This is a genomic window from Nonomuraea sp. NPDC051941 (genome assembly GCF_044593615.1).
On the sequence record NZ_JBIUCF010000026.1, the window covers coordinates 79,367 to 97,825 of the forward strand.

At 70.5% G+C, this 18,459-nt stretch carries 17 protein-coding genes; all 17 read left to right on the top strand.

The window, feature by feature from the left end; all coding sequences use genetic code 11:
• Positions 1-83: 83 nt before the first annotated feature.
• The 17 genes from ACIHFD_RS36880 to ACIHFD_RS36960 all read left to right on the top strand — a co-directional run bounded on the left by ACIHFD_RS36880 (position 84) and on the right by ACIHFD_RS36960 (position 18,428).
• Positions 84-1,760 (top strand): alkaline phosphatase D family protein, encoded by a 1,677-nt coding sequence (locus tag ACIHFD_RS36880; protein WP_397370932.1) that lies wholly within the window; start codon positions 84-86, stop codon positions 1,758-1,760.
• An 87-nt stretch (positions 1,761-1,847) separates the two neighbouring features.
• Positions 1,848-2,276 carry a MarR family winged helix-turn-helix transcriptional regulator gene (locus ACIHFD_RS36885; protein WP_185077116.1) on the top strand — a complete coding sequence of 143 codons (429 nt, stop codon included), beginning with the start codon at positions 1,848-1,850 and terminating at the stop codon, positions 2,274-2,276.
• 47 nt (positions 2,277-2,323) lie between these two features.
• A complete protein-coding gene (locus ACIHFD_RS36890) occupies positions 2,324-3,529 on the top strand; it encodes an MFS transporter (protein ID WP_397370933.1) in 1,206 nt (401 codons plus the stop codon).
• A gap of 12 nt (positions 3,530-3,541) precedes the next feature.
• On the top strand, positions 3,542-4,390 hold the full coding sequence (locus ACIHFD_RS36895; protein WP_397370934.1) for an endonuclease/exonuclease/phosphatase family protein: 849 nt from the start codon (positions 3,542-3,544) through the stop codon (positions 4,388-4,390).
• Positions 4,391-4,453: 63 nt separating this feature from the next.
• A complete protein-coding gene (pdxT, locus tag ACIHFD_RS36900) occupies positions 4,454-5,032 on the top strand; it encodes a pyridoxal 5'-phosphate synthase glutaminase subunit PdxT (RefSeq protein ID WP_350727169.1) in 579 nt (192 codons plus the stop codon).
• Positions 5,033-5,035: 3 nt separating this feature from the next.
• Positions 5,036-5,788: a YebC/PmpR family DNA-binding transcriptional regulator gene (locus ACIHFD_RS36905; protein ID WP_350727170.1), complete on the top strand. Its 753-nt coding sequence runs from the start codon at positions 5,036-5,038 to the stop codon at positions 5,786-5,788.
• Between the two features lie 180 nt (positions 5,789-5,968).
• Positions 5,969-7,747, top strand: coding sequence for a hypothetical protein (locus ACIHFD_RS36910; RefSeq protein ID WP_397370935.1), 1,779 nt, complete (start codon positions 5,969-5,971; stop codon positions 7,745-7,747).
• A 60-nt stretch (positions 7,748-7,807) separates the two neighbouring features.
• On the top strand, positions 7,808-8,950 hold the full coding sequence (gene eis, locus ACIHFD_RS36915) for an enhanced intracellular survival protein Eis (RefSeq protein WP_397370936.1): 1,143 nt from the start codon (positions 7,808-7,810) through the stop codon (positions 8,948-8,950).
• Between the two features lie 117 nt (positions 8,951-9,067).
• Positions 9,068-9,598 carry a crossover junction endodeoxyribonuclease RuvC gene (gene ruvC / locus ACIHFD_RS36920; protein WP_397370937.1) on the top strand — a complete coding sequence of 177 codons (531 nt, stop codon included), beginning with the start codon at positions 9,068-9,070 and terminating at the stop codon, positions 9,596-9,598.
• 214 nt (positions 9,599-9,812) lie between these two features.
• Positions 9,813-10,433: a Holliday junction branch migration protein RuvA gene (ruvA, locus tag ACIHFD_RS36925; protein ID WP_350727173.1), complete on the top strand. Its 621-nt coding sequence runs from the start codon at positions 9,813-9,815 to the stop codon at positions 10,431-10,433.
• Entirely contained in the window at positions 10,430-10,924 is a 495-nt protein-coding gene (locus ACIHFD_RS36930) for a hypothetical protein (protein WP_397370938.1), read from the top strand. The genes ruvA and ACIHFD_RS36930 overlap by 4 nt, the downstream gene beginning before the upstream one ends.
• The gene (gene ruvB, locus ACIHFD_RS36935) at positions 10,914-11,954 is read left to right on the top strand and encodes a Holliday junction branch migration DNA helicase RuvB (protein WP_397370939.1); all 1,041 of its coding nucleotides are present in this window, start codon (positions 10,914-10,916) and stop codon (positions 11,952-11,954) included. The genes ACIHFD_RS36930 and ruvB overlap by 11 nt, the downstream gene beginning before the upstream one ends.
• Positions 11,955-12,172: 218 nt before the next feature.
• A complete protein-coding gene (yajC, locus tag ACIHFD_RS36940) occupies positions 12,173-12,556 on the top strand; it encodes a preprotein translocase subunit YajC (RefSeq protein ID WP_397370940.1) in 384 nt (127 codons plus the stop codon).
• Positions 12,557-12,599: 43 nt separating this feature from the next.
• The gene (gene secD, locus ACIHFD_RS36945) at positions 12,600-14,414 is read left to right on the top strand and encodes a protein translocase subunit SecD (protein ID WP_397370941.1); all 1,815 of its coding nucleotides are present in this window, start codon (positions 12,600-12,602) and stop codon (positions 14,412-14,414) included.
• A 1-nt stretch (position 14,415) separates the two neighbouring features.
• Entirely contained in the window at positions 14,416-15,411 is a 996-nt protein-coding gene (gene secF, locus ACIHFD_RS36950) for a protein translocase subunit SecF (RefSeq protein ID WP_350727177.1), read from the top strand.
• A gap of 121 nt (positions 15,412-15,532) precedes the next feature.
• Entirely contained in the window at positions 15,533-16,051 is a 519-nt protein-coding gene (locus tag ACIHFD_RS36955; RefSeq protein WP_350727178.1) for an adenine phosphoribosyltransferase, read from the top strand.
• 187 nt (positions 16,052-16,238) lie between these two features.
• Complete coding sequence (locus ACIHFD_RS36960; RefSeq protein WP_355198457.1) at positions 16,239-18,428, top strand: bifunctional (p)ppGpp synthetase/guanosine-3',5'-bis(diphosphate) 3'-pyrophosphohydrolase; 2,190 nt, start codon at positions 16,239-16,241, stop codon at positions 18,426-18,428.
• Positions 18,429-18,459: the final 31 nt, after the last annotated feature.

Below are 18,459 nucleotides of genomic sequence, written 5' to 3' on the forward strand. Positions count from 1 at the left end.
TGTGTGGCGTTCACCAAGTAGTCATGATCTTCAGTAAAGCTACCTGGCGTCCCCCTCACCCTTGATCGTCACAGGAGCGTCTCGTGTCCAAGCTGAACCGCCGGCACTTTCTGGTCACAGGGTTAGCGGCGGGCGCCGCCGTGACCATCCCCGCGACCGCCGCCTTCGCCGATCCCGGCACCGATCCCGACGTCGCGGCGGCTTCGCGCGAGCTGCGTACCGACCCCTTCACGCTCGGCGTCGCCTCCGGCGACCCGGACCACGAGGGCTTCGTCCTGTGGACCAGGCTCGCCCAGGAGCCGCTGGCCGAGGACGGGTTCGGCGGCATGCCGCAGCGGCCGTTCCCGGTGCAGTGGCAGGTGTACGCCGACGAGAACTGCCGCCGCGTCGTCCGCTCCGGCGTGAGCGTGGCCACGCCCGAGTGGGGCCACAGCGTGCACGTCGAGGTCGACCGGCTGGGCTCCGACCGCGAGTACTGGTACCGCTTCCGCGTCGGCAAGTACGTCTCGCCGGTCGGGCGGGCCCGCACCGCGCCGCACCCGCTCTCGTACGGGAGCTCGCTGGCCATGGCGTTCGTCTCGTGTGCCCAGTACGAGCACGGCTACTTCACCTCGTACCGCAGGCTGGCCGAGGACAACCCGGACCTCGTCCTGCACCTGGGCGACTACCAGTACGAGTACACCAAGGACACCTACACCATCCCCGGCGGCAACGTCCGCGACCACGAGGGCCCCGAGACCGAGACCCTGGCCAACTACCGCCAGCGCCACGCCCAGTACAAGGCCGACCCCGACCTGCAGGCCGCGCACGCCGCCGCGCCGTGGCTGGTGGTATGGGACGACCACGAGGTCGACAACAACTGGGCCGACGAGATCCCCGAGAAGCCCGAGGTCCCCCAGCCGAACTTCCTGGCCAGGCGCGAGGCCGCCTTCCGCGCCTACTACGAGAACATGCCGCTGCGCCGCACCTCCATCCCGCGCGGCATCGACATGCAGCTCTACCGGCGGATCCGGTGGGGGCGGATGGCCATGTTCCACATGCTCGACACCCGCCAGTACCGCGACGACCAGGGCTGCGGCGACGGCTACCGCGACTGCCCGGCCGCCGTGGACCCGGCGCGCTCGATCACGGGGAACGAGCAGGAGTCCTGGCTGCTGGACGGCTTCCACCACTCCCGCGCGCAGTGGGACATCATCGGCCAGCAGGTCTTCTTCGCCCAGCGCGACAACAACGCCGGCCCCGCCAAGATCACCAGCCAGGACGCCTGGGACGGTTACGTCGCCTCCCGGCAGCGCATCACCCAGGGCTGGGTGGACGCCAAGGTGCGCAACGCCGTCGTGCTGACCGGCGACGTGCACGCCCACTGGGCCAGCGACCTCAAGCTGAACTACGACGACCCGACCGGGCCGTCGGTGGGCTCCGAGCTGGTGGCCACCTCGATCTCGACGGGCGGCAACGGGGCGGACTCCGACCCGTCCACGCACCCGTTCCTGGCGATCAACCCGCACCTGAAGTTCTACAACAACCAGCGCGGCTACGTGCTGACGAAGATCGAGCGGGACCAGATGACCGCGGACTTCAGGGTGGTGCCGAAAGTGCAGACCCCGGGGGCCGAGGTCTACACGCGGGCCACGTTCGTCGTGGAGAACCGGGTGCCGGGGGTGCAGCAGACGTACCTGCGGCCGCTCGACCCGACGCTGCGCGCCCAGCAGCAGCTGACCGTGGAGGAGACGGTCCGCCTGGAGACCGAGCGTCCCTGACGATCGCTCCGGAGAGCGGCACCCCGGCCCGGGGTGCCGCTTTTCTTTCGGCGGAATATTAGCCAGGCTAAGTTAGTTGGGCTAAGCATGAGGGACGACCCCACCCGCCTGGCCGAGCAGGTCTCCACGGTGCTGCGCCACCTGGTCCTCCTGCTCAGGCGCACCGTCGCCGGCCAACCCGTCACCAGCCAGCAGTACGCCGTGCTCGGCTCGCTCGAACCCGGCCCCCGCCGCATGACCGAGCTGGCCGAGGAGCACGCCGTCCAGCTGCCCACCATGACCGTGCAGATCAACCGCCTGGAGGACGCCGGCCTGGTGGCGCGTGGCTCCGACCCGGCCGACGCCCGCGTCAGGACGGTCGAGCTGACCGGTGAGGGCCGCGACCGGCTGCTCGCCGTGCGGCGGGCCAGGATCGCCCACCTCAGCCAGGAGCTGGCCGCGCTCACCGACGACGAGCGCGCCACGCTGGCGGCCGCGCTGCCCGTCCTGGCCAAGCTCGGCCGCAACCCCCGATAAAGCCCGGCAAAGCCCGGTAAAGCCGCAACCCCCGGTAAAGGAGCCCCATGCAATCCGGCGGCGGAATTCTTCGCCAGCCCACGTCCGTCTGGGCCACCGCGTTCGCCGCGGTCGTGGCCTTCATGGGCATCGGCCTCGTCGACCCCATCCTCCCCTCCATCGCCCAAGGTCTGAAGGCCACCCCCAGCCAGGTGTCGCTGCTGTTCACCAGCTACTTCCTGGTGACGGCGGTGGCGATGCTGATCACCGGCTGGGTCTCCAGCCGCATCGGCGGCAAGCGGACGCTGCTGGCCGGGCTCGCGCTCGTCATCGTCTTCGCCGCGCTCGCCGGCACCTCCACCAGCGTCGGCGAGCTCGTCGGCTTCCGCGCGGGCTGGGGCCTGGGCAACGCGCTGTTCGTGGCCACCGCGCTGGCCGTCATCGTGGGCGCGGCCAGCGGCGGCGCCGAGGCCGCGATCATCCTGTACGAGGCCGCGCTCGGCCTGGGCATCTCCGCCGGCCCGCTGGTGGGCGCCCTGCTCGGCGACTGGAACTGGCGGGCCCCGTTCTTCGGCACCGCCACTCTCATGGCCGTCGGCTTCGTCCTGATCGTCACCCTGCTCAAGGCCACCCCCAAGCCCGCGGCCAGGACCAGTCTCGCCGCCCCGATCAAGGCGCTCGCCCACGGCGGCCTGTCCACCACGGCCTTCACCGCGCTCTTCTACAACTTCGCGTTCTTCACCGTGCTGGCCTTCACCCCGTTCATCCTGCACATGTCGCCCTACGGCATCGGCGCCGTCTTCTTCGGGTGGGGCGTCTGCGTGGCGCTGGCCTCGGTGTTCGGCGCGCCGCCGCTGCAGCGCAAGATCGGCTCGGTGAACGTGCTGCACCTGGCGCTGGCGCTGCTGGCCGTGTTCCAGATCGGCATCGCGCTGTCCGGGCACGTCGGGATCATCGTGTTCACCGTGCTCTCCGGCATCCCCATCGGCCTCAACAACACCGTCTTCACCGAGTCGGCCATGGAGGTCTCCGACGCGCCCAGGCCCGTCGCCTCCGCGGGCTACAACTTCGTGCGCTGGATGGGCGGCGCACTGGCCCCGTTCATCGCGACCAAGCTGGGGGAGGAGATCGGCGTCGCCGTCCCGTACGCGCTGGGCGCCGCCTGCTGCTTCGTCGGCATGGCCATCCTCTACGTCCGGCGCCACCACCTGCGCGTCCTGAGCCGGGTGGACACCGACCACACGCTCCAGGACGCCGCGGCTCCCGCTGGTTGATAGTTTCCCGACATGGTGGGACCTGTCCTGTTACTCGTGGCCGGATTGCTCGCGGCTCCCCCGAGAGCCGAGCTGTCCGTGATGACCTGGAACGTCTGCGCGGGCACCAACTCGGCGTGCCCCCTCTACCGCGCGGGCGCGCTCGAACTGGCGCAGAGCATCGGCGGGTACGCGATCAAGAACGGCCCTCCTGACGTGATCTTCCTGCAGGAGTTCTGCACGGGCGCGGCCGGCACGCTCGAACTCTGGCTCGAACAGCGCACCGGACGGAACTGGACCATCGGCTCGTGGGGTCTGACCTCCCACGACGGCACCCCGTACGCCTGCCACCCCGACCGCCTCGGCCGCCCGCGCGGCGCGCAGAGCATCGCGGTCGCCGTGGCGGGCGATGCCGCCACCTTCGAGGCCCACCCGCTGCCCGCCCCGCCCTGGTACGTCACGCGCGCCGTCCTCTGCGCCACCGTCCCCGCCAGGAAGGTGCGCGCCTGCGGCACCCACCTGTCCTCGGGCCGGGCCGACGACGACCGCCAACCGGGCGCCCCCTACCGGACCAGGCAGATCAGGCGGCTGCTCGAGATCGCGGCCGAGCCGGGATATCGCACGATCCTCGGCGGAGACCTCAACGTGGCGCCCCCGGACAGCGGATACGGCAGCGCCGCCGGCCGCCGGGCCGTCGCTCCGCTCTACCGCGCGTACCAGGAATGCGACCAGCGCGGCACGCGGCGTACCGGCCGGTGGACCAGGGAGGGTAAAAAACTCGATTACCTGTTCGCGCCCAAAGGCACGGTGCGGAGCTGCCGCGTCGGGCGGGACGTGACGCTGTCCGACCACAAGCCCGTCCACGTCAAAGTGGCCCCTTAGGAAGATCCCAGGCCATCCTGGTGTTGAATTGTCGGAACCCGCACCGAGACGGAAGGATCGACTGTGCCCACGATCGGTGTACTCGCTCTCCAGGGAGACGTGCGCGAGCATGCGCGCATGCTTCAGGAGGCAGGAGCGTCGGCCACCGCCGTGCGCCGGCCGGCCGAGCTGGACGCGGTCGACGGCCTGGTCATCCCCGGTGGGGAGTCGACCACCATGTGGAAGCTCGCCGAGACCTTCGACATGCTGGAGCCGCTGCGGATGCGGATCAAGGAAGGCATGCCCGCCTACGGGTCCTGCGCCGGCATGATCATGCTGGCCGACAGGATCGAGGACGGCGTCGCCGGACAGCAGACGGTCGGCGGCATCGACATGGTGGTCAGGCGCAACGCGTTCGGCCGCCAGGTCGACTCCTTCGAGTCCGACCTGGACTTCGCGGGGGAGCGGGTGCACGCGGTGTTCATCCGCGCTCCCTGGGTCGAATCCATCGGCGGCGACGTCGAAGTGCTGGGCAGGTGCGAGCCTGGGGATAGGATCGTCGCGGTCCGTCAAGGGCCGTTGCTCGCGACGTCGTTCCACCCCGAGCTGACCGGGGACGCGCGCGTGCACCGTTACTTCGTAGACATGGTGAGGGAGCTCTAGGTAATGTCCGGCCACTCCAAATGGGCGACGACGAAGCACAAGAAGGCCGCGCTCGACGCCAAGCGCGGCAAGCTGTTCGCGAAGCTCATCAAGAACATCGAGGTGGCGGCACGGACCGGTGGCCCCGACCCGGACGCCAACCCCACGCTCTTCGACGCCATCTTCAAGGCGAAGAAGAACTCCGTGCCCAACGACAACATCGAGCGCGCCCGCAAGCGCGGCGGCGGCCTCGAAGCCGGTGGCGCCGACTGGCAGACCATCATGTACGAGGGTTACGCGCCCGGCGGCGTCGCGGTGCTCATCGAGTGCCTCACCGACAACCGCAACCGCGCCGCCTCCGAGGTCCGCGTCGCGCTGACCCGCAACGGCGGCTCGCTGGCCGACCCCGGGTCCGTCTCCTACATGTTCAACCGCAAGGGCGTCGTGATCGTGCCCAAGCAGGACGGGCTCGACGAGGACACCGTGCTCATGGCCGTCCTCGACGCGGGCGCCGAGGAGGTCAACGACCTGGGCGAGTCGTTCGAGGTCGTCTCCGAGGCCGGTGACCTGGTGCCGGTCCGCAAGGCGCTGCAGGAGGCCGGGCTCGACTACGACTCGGCCGAGTCGAGCTTCCTGCCGACGATGAGCGTGCCGCTCGACGAGGAGGGCGCCAAGAAGGTGTTCCGCCTCATCGACGCGCTGGAGGACAGCGATGACGTCCAGAACGTCTTCGCCAACTTCGACGTGCCGGACGACGTGCTGGCGGCGCTGGACTAGCGATCGCACGACGTAAGGGCTCGGCCACGCCGGGCCCTTACTCATGCGTGCCCGCCCTCGTGCGGCGCTCCGGGGCTTCCTCCGGGCGTGAGAGGAGCTCCGGGGCTTTCTTCGGCGCGGGTGGGTTCCGGGGCTTTCTTCGGGTGCGAGAAGGGACGGGGCAGCGTAGGGTCGGGCGACGTGACTTCCCCCACCCCTCCACAGGCCCCCTCTCCGGCGCTCGGCTGGCTGCTGGCCGTGCCAGCGCTGCTCGGCACGCTGATCTCGCTCGTGCTGCCCACGGCCCAGACGATCTGGCTCAGCCTGCAGAGGGGCGGCGTCCTGCGCGAGAGCACGTACGTGGGGTTCGCCAACTACGGCAGGCTGCTGGGCGACGGCGAGTTCTGGCGGGCGGCGTGGTTCACGCTGTCGCTGGTCGCGATCCCGTTGCTGGTGGCCGTGGTGGTGGCGCCGCTGCTGGCGGTGGCGCTCGACCGGGCGGGCACGTGGCCGCGGAGGACCGGGCGGATCGCGCTGTCGCTGGCGATCGTCACGTTCTCGCCGGTGGGGGTGGCGGCGGCCTGGATGCGCGGGCTGGCGCCGGACGCGCCGGGTCTGGCGGGGCTGGCCGAAGGGCTGCGCGATCCCGCGACCGCGCCTGGAACGCTCCGGCTGATCGTCGCGGCCGGCACTTTCGGGGTGGTGTGCGCGCTGGCGGTCATGGCGTTCCTGCCCGCCCTGCGCGCCGGCTCCGCCCCGCAGGGCTTCTCCGATGCGCGGGGCTTTTCCGGGCCGTCTCGCGGTGGTGTGGGGCCCGCGATGCTCGTGGTGGGGGTGCTCGTCGCGATCGCCACGGTCGCGGTCGGGCTCCAGACGTTCTCCTTCGGCCTCGTGCTCACCCGGGGCGGCCCTGAGCGCTCCACAGAGACGCTCGCAGGGCTGGAGTACGACTCCGCCTTCCGGATGGCCGAGTTCGGCCCTGGCGCGTCCGTTGCGACCCTCACGGGGGTGATCCTCGGCGTGCTGGGCATCGTCGCGACGGTCGTCGTGGCGGCCTCCCGGCTGAGCGTCACGCTGATCCCGCGTACCGCGCCTGAGCCGGGCACGACCGTGCCGACCTCACCTGCGCCCCCTGCGGGAGTGCCGACCGCCCCTGCGGCGGGGCCGATCGTGCCGGGGGCGGCTCCTGTGGCTGCTCCTGTGGTGGCGCCGGGCGCGGCCGCTGGACGTGGTGCCGGGACCGTCGGCATGGCCGTCGGGATCGTGGCGCTGGTGGTCTTCCTCGCCGTCGCGCTCGTGTGCGCCTGGCCGTGGATCGACGGCGTGCTCGCCTCGCCCACCTCGGAGGCGGGCTCCCTGCGTTCCCAGGTGAACACGTGGGTCCCGGCGATCGGCGGAGCGGTCGTCTCGGTGGGCGTCGCCTACCTGGCCGCGCTCGGGATCGGCGGCCTGCGACCGCTGGGGCGCGGGAGCGAGTGGCTGCTGCTGGTGTTCGCGCCGTGGCTGTTCGTCGGTACGGGGCCCCTCGGCGTCGCCAACTGGCAGAACATGCGCAACATGGGCCTCATCGACTCCTTCCTGGCCCTCGTCCCACCCCTTCTCGTCAGCGTCCCGGCCCTGCTCGTGCTCACGCTCCTGTGCAAGGGGCTGGCCGAGCGCACCGACAAGGACTTCTTCGGCGGCGTGTTCCTCCCGTCGCTCCCCATGGCGGGCATCCTCGCCGGGGCCGTCGCCCTGATGAACGCCCAGGACCTGCTCTGGCCGCTGCTGGTCGCCCAGAAGCCGACGTTGTTCACCGCGCCGGTGGCGCAGATGGCCCAGCTCGGCTCCTTCACCGCGGCGAAGCCCGACGTCGGCGCCGCCACGCCGCTGCTCGTCGTCGCCGTCGCGCTGGTCGCCGTCGTGGCCGCCCAGCTGCTCTACCTCGACAGGCTCGCCATCACCACGAACGGCTCGCGGGCGCGCACCGCCGCCGCGTAGGCGCGGCACCCCGCCGCCCAAAGTGGACCGGCGGCGCGGCCCGCCATAGGTTGGGTCCTCGTGGAGATTCGCAACCTGATCGCCGAAGACCTCGACGACGTTCTTGACCTGCGCAGGCGCTCTTTCGGGCCGCTGCCCCCCGGCGACAACGAGAAGTGGCGCCGGGCGGTGCTCCCGGCGCTCGGTGAGGGCCGCTATCTGGGCGCGTTCGACGGCTCCAGGCTCGCCGGGGCCGCGCGGCTGCGCCGGTTCACGCAGTGGTGGCACGGCAGGCCGCAGCCGATGGCGGGCGTCGCCGGCGTCACCGTCAATCCCGAGGATCGTGGCCGTGGTGTCGGCAGCCTGCTCATGCGGGCCGTCGTGGAGCGGGCCGCCTCCCTCGGCGACGCGGTCTCCGCGCTCTTTCCGGCCACCACGCCGATCTACCGCTCGATCGGCTACGAGCACGCCGGAGGCCAGTACAAGGTGCGGCTCCCGGCCGAGGGGCTGCGCCAGATCCGGCCGTCCGGGCAGGTCAAGCTGCGCAGGATGGGCCCGGACGACGCGGGCGAGGTCGTCTCCCTGCTGCACCGCGTCCACTCGGCCACCCGCGCCAGCGGCCCCATCTCCTGGGACGAGGGCACCTGGGCCCTGTGGCTGGAGAACAAGGACGACTTCCTCTACCTGGCCGAGGACGGCTTCGTCGTCTACCGGTGGCGCGGCGACGACATGCAGGTGGAGAACCTGGTCGCCGGGTCGGGGGAGACCGCCCGGGCATTGTGGTCGCTGGTCGGCAGCGCGTCGTCGATCGCGCGCCATGTCGTCGCCGCCGTGGCTCCGGACGACCCGGTGCTGTGGATGCTGCGGGAGCGGTCCAACGAGGAGGTGCGGCAGTCGCGGTGGATGTTCAGGGTGCTGGACGTGGCCGCCGCGGTGGAGCGGCGGGGCTATCCGGCGTACGTGAGCTGCGAGGCCGTGGTGACCGTGGACGATCCGCTGAGCGGCGGGGGGTCGTGGCGGCTGGAGGTCGCGGGCGGGTCCGGTGCGGTGACGCCCGTCGAGGAGCCCGGGGTCACGCTCTCGGTGAACGGGTTCTCGGCGTTGTACGCGGGGGTGCCGACGGCCACGCTGCGGTTGAGCGGGCTGATGTCCGGTGACGACCGGTACGACGAGGCGCTCGACGCGGCCTTCGCCGCCAGGCCGTACATGCTGGACTACTTCTGATCGGAGGCGCGCCGGCGGCTCCCTTCCCCGGCGTGCGGGCGATTACCGGTGCGTGGGCGCCCCCGCCGGGGTAAAGTCTCGTGCCGAACAGGTGTTCGGCGACGGGAGGGCGGGCCGGTGCGGGTGATGGGCGTCGATCCGGGGCTGACCCGGTGCGGCCTGGGCGTTGTCGAGGGGCGGCCGGGCGCGCCGCTGACGCTCGTGGCCGTCGGGGTGGTGCGCACCGGGGCCGACGAGGAGCTCGGCGCGCGGCTCGTCGGCATCGAGGCCGGCATCGAGCAGTGGCTCGACGACGTACGGCCCGACGCGGTGGCGGTCGAGCGCGTCTTCAGCCAGCACAACGTACGCACCGTCATGGGCACCGCGCAGGCGGCCGGGATAGCCGTGCTGTGCGCGGCCAGGCGCGGGCTTCCCGTGGCGCTGCACACGCCGTCCGAGGTCAAGGCGGCCATCACCGGCAGCGGCACCGCCGACAAGAAGCAGATCGGCGCCATGGTCACCCGGCTGCTGCGCCTGAGCGAGATGCCCAAGCCCGCCGACGCGGCCGACGCGCTGGCCCTGGCGATCTGCCACGTGTGGCGCGGCGGCGCCCAGCACCGCCTCGCCGCCGCCCTCGCCAAGGCCACCCGGAAGGACACCCGGCCGTGATCATCCGCTTCGGGGGCGGCTTCGGGAGCTCTGGCGGCTCTGAGGGCTCTGGCGGCTCTGAGGGCTTCGGGGGCTCTGGCGGCTTTGGGGATGGCGCGCCGCGCGGCCGGTCCGCGCGCCCGCGGCGTGTCGTCCGTGATCATGCGGGAGGATGTCGGGCTGTGACCCTCGCCGGTGGTGTGCGGGCCCCGGCGGCGTGGAAGGATGGTGGGCTGTGATCGCGTCGGTTTCGGGCAAGGTGGCCGCGATCGCTCCCGACGGAGCCGTGATCGAGGTCGGTGGCGTCGGCATCCTCACCCACTGCACTCCGGGCACGCTCGCCACGCTGCGGATCGGGGAGGAAGCGCGCCTGGCCACGTCGCTGGTGGTGCGGGAGGAGTCGCTCACCCTCTACGGGTTCGCCACGGACGACGAGCGAGCCGTGTTCGAGCTGCTGCAGACGGCCAGCGGGGTCGGGCCCAAGCTGGCGCTGGCGATGCTCGCCGTCCACCCGCCCAACGCGCTGCGCGTCGCCGTGGCCAGTGCGGACCTCAAGGCGCTCACGCAGGTCCCGGGGATCGGGCAGAAGGGGGCGCAGCGGATCGTGCTGGAGCTGAAGGACCGGCTCGGCACGCCGGAGGAGGCGGTCAACGCCGCGCTCAACGGGGAGCGGCGCGTGGCGGCGTGGCGCGATCAGGTCCACTCGGGGCTGGTGGGGCTGGGCTACTCCAGCAAGGACGCAGACGAGGCCGTCGCCGTCGTGGAGCCGGTCGCCGACGCCGACCTCGCCGCCGGACGCCGTCCCCAGGTCGCCGCGCTTTTGAAGGCCGCCCTGCAATCCCTGAGCGTCCGATGACCCGCCGCCCCGTCCGTCCGCGCGCCGCGCTCTTTCGCGCCGATGTGACCGCGCATGCCGCTGCCGCCGACGTGACCGCGCGTGCCGTTCTCGTCGAGGTGACGGCGTGCGCCGCGCTGGCCAAGGTGCCCGCGTGTGCCGCGCTCGCCAGCGTGACCGCGCGTGCCGCGCTCAAGCCCGGTTTTTACGGCGGGGCCAAGGTAACCGCACGCGCCGACGCCGGTTTCCGTCTGTCATGGCCGGTCGTGAAGGCTCACGGGCTGCTCGCCGTGACGAGCGAGTCGCAGGCCCGGCACCGTGGCCCGGCCGGGCGCCGACCGCGTTGCGCCGGTCTCCACCGCACCACGTCCCGCCGTCGCGGCGCGGTGGGCTCCGGCCGGGTGCAGGGAGCGCTCGTCACGGCGCCGTCGCGGTGGGTGGGTGCCGGTGTGAAGGTGTGGTGCGACGTTGACGGTGCGGCCGGTGTGAGGGGGTGTGGGGGTGGGGTTTGAGCGGGAGTTGGTGTCGTCCGAGGCCGGTGGCGACGAGCTGCAGATCGAGGCGGCGCTGCGGCCCAAGCGGCTCGGCGAGTTCATCGGCCAGGGCCGGGTGCGCGAGCAGCTCTCCCTCGTGCTCGAGAGCGCCCTGCGCAGGCAGCGGCCGCCCGACCACGTGCTGATGAGCGGGTCGCCCGGGCTCGGCAAGACCACGCTGTCCATGATCATCGCCGCTGAGCTCAACGCGCCGCTGAGGATCACCTCCGGCCCCGCGCTGGAGCGGGCCGGAGACCTGGCCGCCATCCTGTCCACGCTCGCCGAGGGCGAGGTGCTGTTCATCGACGAGATCCACCGGATGGCCAGGCCCGCCGAAGAGATGCTCTATCTCGCCATGGAGGACTTCAGGGTCGACATCGTCGTCGGCAAGGGCCCGGGAGCCACGGCCATCCCGCTCGACATCGCGCCGTTCACGCTCGTCGGCGCCACCACCCGCGCCGGGTTGCTGCCCGCGCCGCTGCGCGACCGGTTCGGGTTCACCGCGCACATGGACTTCTACGAGGTCGGCGAGCTCGAGCAGGTGCTCTACCGGTCGGCCAGGCTGCTCGGCGTGGTCCTGCCCGGGGACGGGGCGCACGAGATCGCCAGGCGGTCCCGGGGGACGCCCCGTATCGCGAACCGGCTGCTCAGGCGAGTGCGGGATTTCGCGGACGTAAGGGCCGACGGGGTGATAAACCGGGAAATAGCGGCGGCGGCCCTTAATCTGTACGAAGTCGACGCCGAAGGGCTCGACCGGCTCGACAGGGCGGTCCTGGACGTGCTGCTGAAGAAGTTCGGCGGCGGCCCGGTCGGCCTGTCGACGCTGGCCGTGGCCGTGGGGGAGGAGCCGGAGACCGTCGAAGTGGTGGCCGAGCCGTTCCTCGTACGCCAGGGCCTGCTGGCCAGGACCCCGCGCGGCCGGGTCGCGACGGCGGCCGCCTGGAGCCATCTCGGCATGACCCCGCCCCCCGACGCGTTCGGAGCAGCGGTATTCGACTCAGACGGCTGATCACAGAACGGTTGCAACCGTTTCAAAATGGGAACTTCCCCGCGCGCCGAAACGCTGCCTCGTTGCCGCGTTTCGCAACAACGGCCTACACTCCGTGGCTTGGCTGGCTGTGTAGGCTGACGGGCTGAGCGGCGCGGCCCCGACGCAACGCACGGAATTTCCGGCGCGAGGCCGGTGTCAACTTCTTGTACGACAATGGAAGGTCGCCCCTTATGGACATGGGACAACTCGGTAGCATCCTGCCGCTGATTCTGCTGGTGGTGGTGTTCTACTTCCTGCTGATCCGCCCTCAGCGCAAGCGTCAGCAAGAGGCGATCCAAATGCAGAACTCCCTGGCTCCGGGCGCCCGGGTCATGACCACGACCGGGCTGTTCGGCACCGTGGTGTCGGTGGACAATGAGGACGTGGTCCTCGAGATCGCACCGGGGATCGAGACCCGCTGGGTGAAGGCCGCGATCGGCCGTGTGGTCACGCCCGGGGACGCTCCCGCGGCGGACGAGTCCTCCGACGACGACGCCGCACCGGGTGAGGAGGGCAAGAAGGAGTCCGAGGCCACCGTGGATCGCAACGACGACCAGGACTCCAGCACCAAGCAGTCCTGACTAAGCTCTGCGACAAACCTCTATCTGAAAGAACTGACGACCAGTGGCCCGACCGACCAGCCGCCACAGCCGACCGGGGCGAACGCTCCTGGTGCTGCTGGCGCTCATCCTCGCCCTGGGCGGGACGATGTTCCTGCAGAAGGCGTTCACGCCCAAGCTGGGTCTCGACCTCGCCGGCGGCACGACGGTGACTCTGTCCCCGGTGACCCAGAACAACACGGCACCGCCGGATGAGATTCTCGATCGCGCAGTCAACATCATCCGCGATCGAGTCAACGGCAACGGCATCTCCGACGCGGAGGTCGCCAGGTCCGGCAGCAACATCATCATCTCGATCCCGGGCGTCGGACAGAGCGAGGCCATCAAGCTGGTCGCCACCACCGCGGAGCTGCGCTTCCGCCAGGTGCTGGCCATGGAGGCCACGCAGGTTCCGCAGAACCTGGCCACGAACGCGCCGACGCCGAACCCGTCGGCTTCGGCGAGCCAGTCCGCCACCCCCAAGTCTGACAAGTCCGGCTCGCCCGCGGTCTCCACGCCCAAGCCCAGTGCGTCGCCGACGGGCAAGGCGTTGTCGTCCGCGCTGACCGCGCCGACGCCCGCCGCGTCGGGGCAGCCGGCCGCCACGGACAACCCCCAGCAGCCGGCCGCCACGGACAACCCTCAGAAGCAGCAGAAGAAGGGCCAGGACGCCAAGGCCAGCCCGACGGCGGCCCCGTCCGGCCAGCCCAGCACGCCGCCCGCGCAGAACCCCAACGCCGGCGTCAACACCCAGGGCATCGACCCGGCGGTGCTGGCCCAGTTCAACAAGCTCGACTGCGCCAACCCGGCCAACCGCGGCCAGGGCGTCCAGGACGACCCGAAGAAGCAGTTCGCCGGCTGCGAGACCGACGGCAGCTACAAGTACGTCCTCGACGTCGCCAAGGTCGTCGGCACCGACATCGACACGGCTTCGGCGGGCGTCCGGCAGGGCACCGTCGAGTGGGTCGTCCAGCTCGACTTCAAGAGCAAGGGCGCGGCCGAGTGGAGCAAGCTCACCACGACCGCCTACAACTCCCAGGAGCCGCGCAACAAGGTCGCGGTCGTGCTCGACGGCGTCGTCATCACCGCCCCCAACATCATCAGCCCGATCCCCGGCGGTCGGGCCGAGATCACCGGCGGGTTCGACCAGCTCAGCGCCACCGCGCTGGCCGACCAGCTCAAGTACGGCGCGCTGCCGCTGAAGTTCAACCGCAGCTCGGTCGACACGGTCTCCTCGACGCTGGGCCAGGACCAGCTGCAGGGCGGTCTGATCGCGGGCCTCATCGGCCTCGTGCTCGTCGTGGTCTACTCGATGCTCTACTACCGCGGCCTCGGCATCGTGGCGGTGCTGAGCCTCGTGGTCGCCACGATCCTGACGTACACGGCGGTGGTCGTGCTCGGCCACAACGCCAACTTCCGGCTCTCGTTGCCGCACATCATCGGCCTCGTGGTCTCGATCGGCATCACCGCCGACTCCTTCATCGTCTACTTCGAACGCATACGTGACGAGATGAAGGAGGGTCACCGGACGCTCCGCGCGGCCGTCGAGGTGGCCTGGGTCCGTGCCCGGCGCACGATCCTGATCGCCGACGCCGTCATGTTCATCGCCGCGATCGTGCTCTACTTCCTGGCGGTGGGCGGTGTGGCCGGGTTCGCCTTCGCGATGGGCCTGACCACGCTGATCGACATCGTGGTGGTGTTCCTGTTCACGAAGCCGTTCATCGCCCTGCTGGCGAGGCTGAAGTTCTTCGCCAAGGGGCACCCGCTGTCCGGCCTCGACGCCGAGCGCATGAGCGAGGTCGGCTCGTCCGACCGCCCGACCACTCCGCAGGAGGCCTGAGATGGGACTGGCGCGTCGCCTCTACCGCGGCGAGATCAATGTCGACTTCGTCGGCCAATGGAGGCTCTGGTACAGCCTGTCGGGCATTCTGCTGCTCATCTCGATCGCGGGTCTGCTGATCAACGGGCTCAACCTGGGCGTGGAGTTCAGGGGCGGCACGGTCTTCTCGTTCAAGTCCGAGCAGGCCACCGTCCAGGAGGTCCGCGAGGCCGTCCTCGATCAGGGCGCGCACCAGGCGATCGTCCAGTCGGCCGGCACCGGCGGCTGGCGGGTGACCACCGAGAGCCTGCCGGAGAACACCAGGGAGCAGGTGCAGTCCCAGATCGCCAAGGACTTCAACACTCCGGTCGGTCAGGTCAGCGTGCAGGCCATCGGCCCGTCCTGGGGCGGTGAGGTCTCGCAGAAGGCCTGGATCGGCCTGGGCGTGTTCATGCTGGCGATCATCCTGTACCTGTCGATGGCGTTCGAGCCGAAGATGGCCATGTCGGCGATCGTCGCGCTCATCCACGACCTCGTCATCACGGCCGGCATCTACGCCTGGTCGGGCTTCGAGGTCACGCCGGCTACGCTGCTGGGCTTCCTGACCATCCTCGGTTATTCGCTCTACGACGCGGTCGTGGTGTTCGACATGATCAAGGAGGTCACGGCCAAGCTGGGGCACACGTCGAAGATGACGTACTCGATGGCGGCCAACAACGCGCTCAACCACACGCTGATCCGGTCGCTGAACACCTCGCTGGTCGCGATCCTGCCGGTGGCGGCGATCCTGTTCATCGGCACCACGCTGCTCGGCGCGGGCACGCTGAAGGACCTGTCGCTGGCGCTGTTCGTCGGCATGATCGTCGGTACGTACTCCTCGCTGTGCGTCGCCACGCCGCTGCTGGTGACGTTGAAGGAGCGGGAGCCGAAGTACCAGGCCATCGCCAGGAGGCTGGCCTCGACGGGAAGCGGCAAGGGGCCGAAGGGTTCCAAAAGCGCGGCCGTAGCCAAGGGATAGCAAGCACGCGTACGCCACGACGCCCTCGCCCTTCACGGGGTCGGGGGCGTCGTTGCGTGCGCGCAAGATGCACCATCATGGAGCCCGGCACACCGCCGGTGCACGATTGCGAGGAGACGCCATGACCGAGCTGAGCACGATGATCCTGGACAGGATCAGGGACGTGCCCGACTACCCCAAGCCGGGCGTGATGTTCAAGGACATCACCCCGCTGCTGGGCGACCCGGTCGCCATGGCGGCCGTGGTGGACGAGCTGGCCGGGCTCCACCAGGTGGACAAGATCGTGGGCATCGAGGCGCGCGGGTTCATCCTCGCGGCTCCGGTGGCGTACCGGGCGGGGGCGGGTTTCGTACCGGTACGGAAGAAGGGGAAACTGCCCGCCGAAACCCTCGAAGAGTCCTACGATCTGGAGTACGGCTCCGCGACCATCGAGGTCCACCGTGACGCCTTCACGCCCGGCGACCGCGTTCTCGTGGTCGACGACGTGCTGGCCACGGGTGGCACCGCGAGGGCTGCCGTGGAGTTGGTGAAGAGGGCCGGCGCCGAGGTCGTCGGCATCGCCGTGCTCATGGAACTGGCCTTTCTCAAGGGACGTGAGCGGGTGACGGGAGTGGACCTGCACTCCCTCGTGATCGTCTGAGCCCGCCCCGCGACGGCCCAGGTTCGCCGCCTGGATACACTGGGGGATCTGGACTCGAACGTGAGGAGCCATTGCGTGAGGAGTCTGTGTGCCCCGTGATGTGGTCGTGCCCGACGTAACCGACTCCGGCAACGCCGAGGCGTCCGGCGTTCCTGCGGTGCGTCGAAGGCGATTTGGGGGTGGGGCCATGAATCCGGTGCTGGAGCCGTTGTTCCGCACGGTCCGCGCCACCCACCCCAAGGCCGACCTGCGCGTGATCGAGCGTGCGTACGACGTCGCCGCCTACCACCACCGCGACCAGAAGCGGAAGTCCGGCGACCCGTACATCACCCACCCGCTGGCCGTGGCCACGATCCTGGCCGAGCTCGGCACCGACGACGAGACCCTGTGCGCCGCGCTGCTCCACGACACGGTGGAGGACACCGCCTACAGCCTCGACGAGCTGCGCGGCGACTTCGGCGACACCATCGGCTCCCTGGTCGACGGCGTGACCAAGCTGGACAAGGTGAAGTTCGGCGACGCCGCGCAGGCCGAGACCGTGCGCAAGATGGTCGTCGCCATGTCGCGCGACATCCGCGTGCTGATCATCAAGCTCGCCGACCGGCTCCACAACATGCGCACCATGCGCTACCTCCCCGAGCACAAGCGCCACCAGAAGTCGCGCGAGACGCTGGAGATCTTCGCCCCGCTGGCCCACCGCCTGGGCATGAACACGATCAAGTGGGAGCTCGAGGACCTGGCCTTCGCCATGCTCTACCCCAAGCGCTACGACGAGATCGCGCGCATGGTGTCGGAGCGGGCGCCGCGCCGCGACCTGTTCCTGCAGGAGGTCATCGAGAAGGTCTCCGGCGACCTGCGCGAGGCCAAGATCCGCGCCGTCGTCAAGGGCCGGCCGAAGCACTACTACTCGGTCTACCAGAAGATGATCGCCCGCGACGTGGCCTTCGACGACATCTACGACCTGGTGGGCATCCGCGTCCTCGTCGACAGCGTGCGTGACTGCTACGCCGCGCTCGGCACCATCCACGCCCGGTGGAACCCGGTGCCGGGGCGGTTCAAGGACTACATAGCGATGCCCAAGTTCAACATGTACCAGTCGCTGCACACCACGGTGATCGGTCCCGAGGGCAAGCCGGTGGAGCTGCAGATCCGCACCCACGCGATGCACCACCGGGCCGAGTACGGCGTGGCCGCGCACTGGAAGTACAAGGAGGAGGTCGGCAGCCCCGGCCCCACCGGCAAGGTCAAGCCGGGCAGCGACATGGCCTGGTTGCGCCAGCTCCTCGACTGGCAGAAGGAGACCTCCGACCCGGGCGAGTTCCTGGAGTCGCTGCGGTTCGACCTGTCGGTGTCCGAGGTCTACGTGTTCACCCCGAAGGGGCAGGTCATCGCGCTGCCCGAGGGGGCCACGCCGGTCGACTTCGCGTACGCCGTGCACACCGAGGTGGGCCACCGCTGCATCGGCGCCCGGGTCAACGGGCGGCTGGTGCCGCTGGAGTCGCGGCTCGGCAACGGCGACACGGTCGAGATCTTCACCTCCAAGTCGCCGGACGCCGGGCCGTCGCGCGACTGGCTCAAGTTCGTCAAGTCGGGCCGGGCCCGTAACAAGATCCGGCAGTGGTTCTCCAAGGAGCGCCGCGAGACCGCGATCGAGGCGGGCAAGGAGGCCATCGGGCGGGCCATGCGCAAGCAGGGCCTGCCGCTGCAGCGGCTGATGTCCGGCGAGGCGCTGCTGGCGCTCGCCCGCGACCTGCGCTACCCCGACGTCTCCGCGCTCTACGCGGCCGTGGGGGAGGGGCACATCGCGGCGCAGGCCGTCGTGCAGAAGCTGGTGGCCTCGATCGGCGGCGTCGACAGCGCCGAGGAGGACATCGCCGAGACCTCGCTGCCCACCCGGCTGCGCGGCCGCCCCCGCGGTGGCGGCGCGGGCGTGGTCGTGGCGGGCGACGCCGACGTGTGGGTACGCCTGTCGAAGTGCTGCACCCCGGTGCCCGGTGACGAGATCGTCGGGTTCGTCACGAGGGGGCACGGGGTGTCGGTGCACCGCGGCGACTGCACCAACGTGCAGCAGCTCAAGGAGCAGCCCGACCGGCTCGTCGAGGTCAGCTGGTCGCCCAGCGACGACAGCGTGTTCCTGGTCGCGATCCAGGTGGAGGCGCTGGACCGGCCGCGCCTGCTGTCCGACGTCACGCGTACGCTCTCCGACCAGCACGTCAACATCCTGAGCGCGTCGGTCACGACGTCCCGGGACCGGGTGGCGATCAGCAAGTTCACGTTCGAGATGGGCGATCCCAAGCACCTGGGGCACGTGCTCAAGGCCGTGCGCAGCATCCAGGGCGTGTTCGACGTCTACCGCGTCAGCGGCGCCGGCAACTGACCGCTCCGGGGCGCCGGGCCCCGGCGGCGGG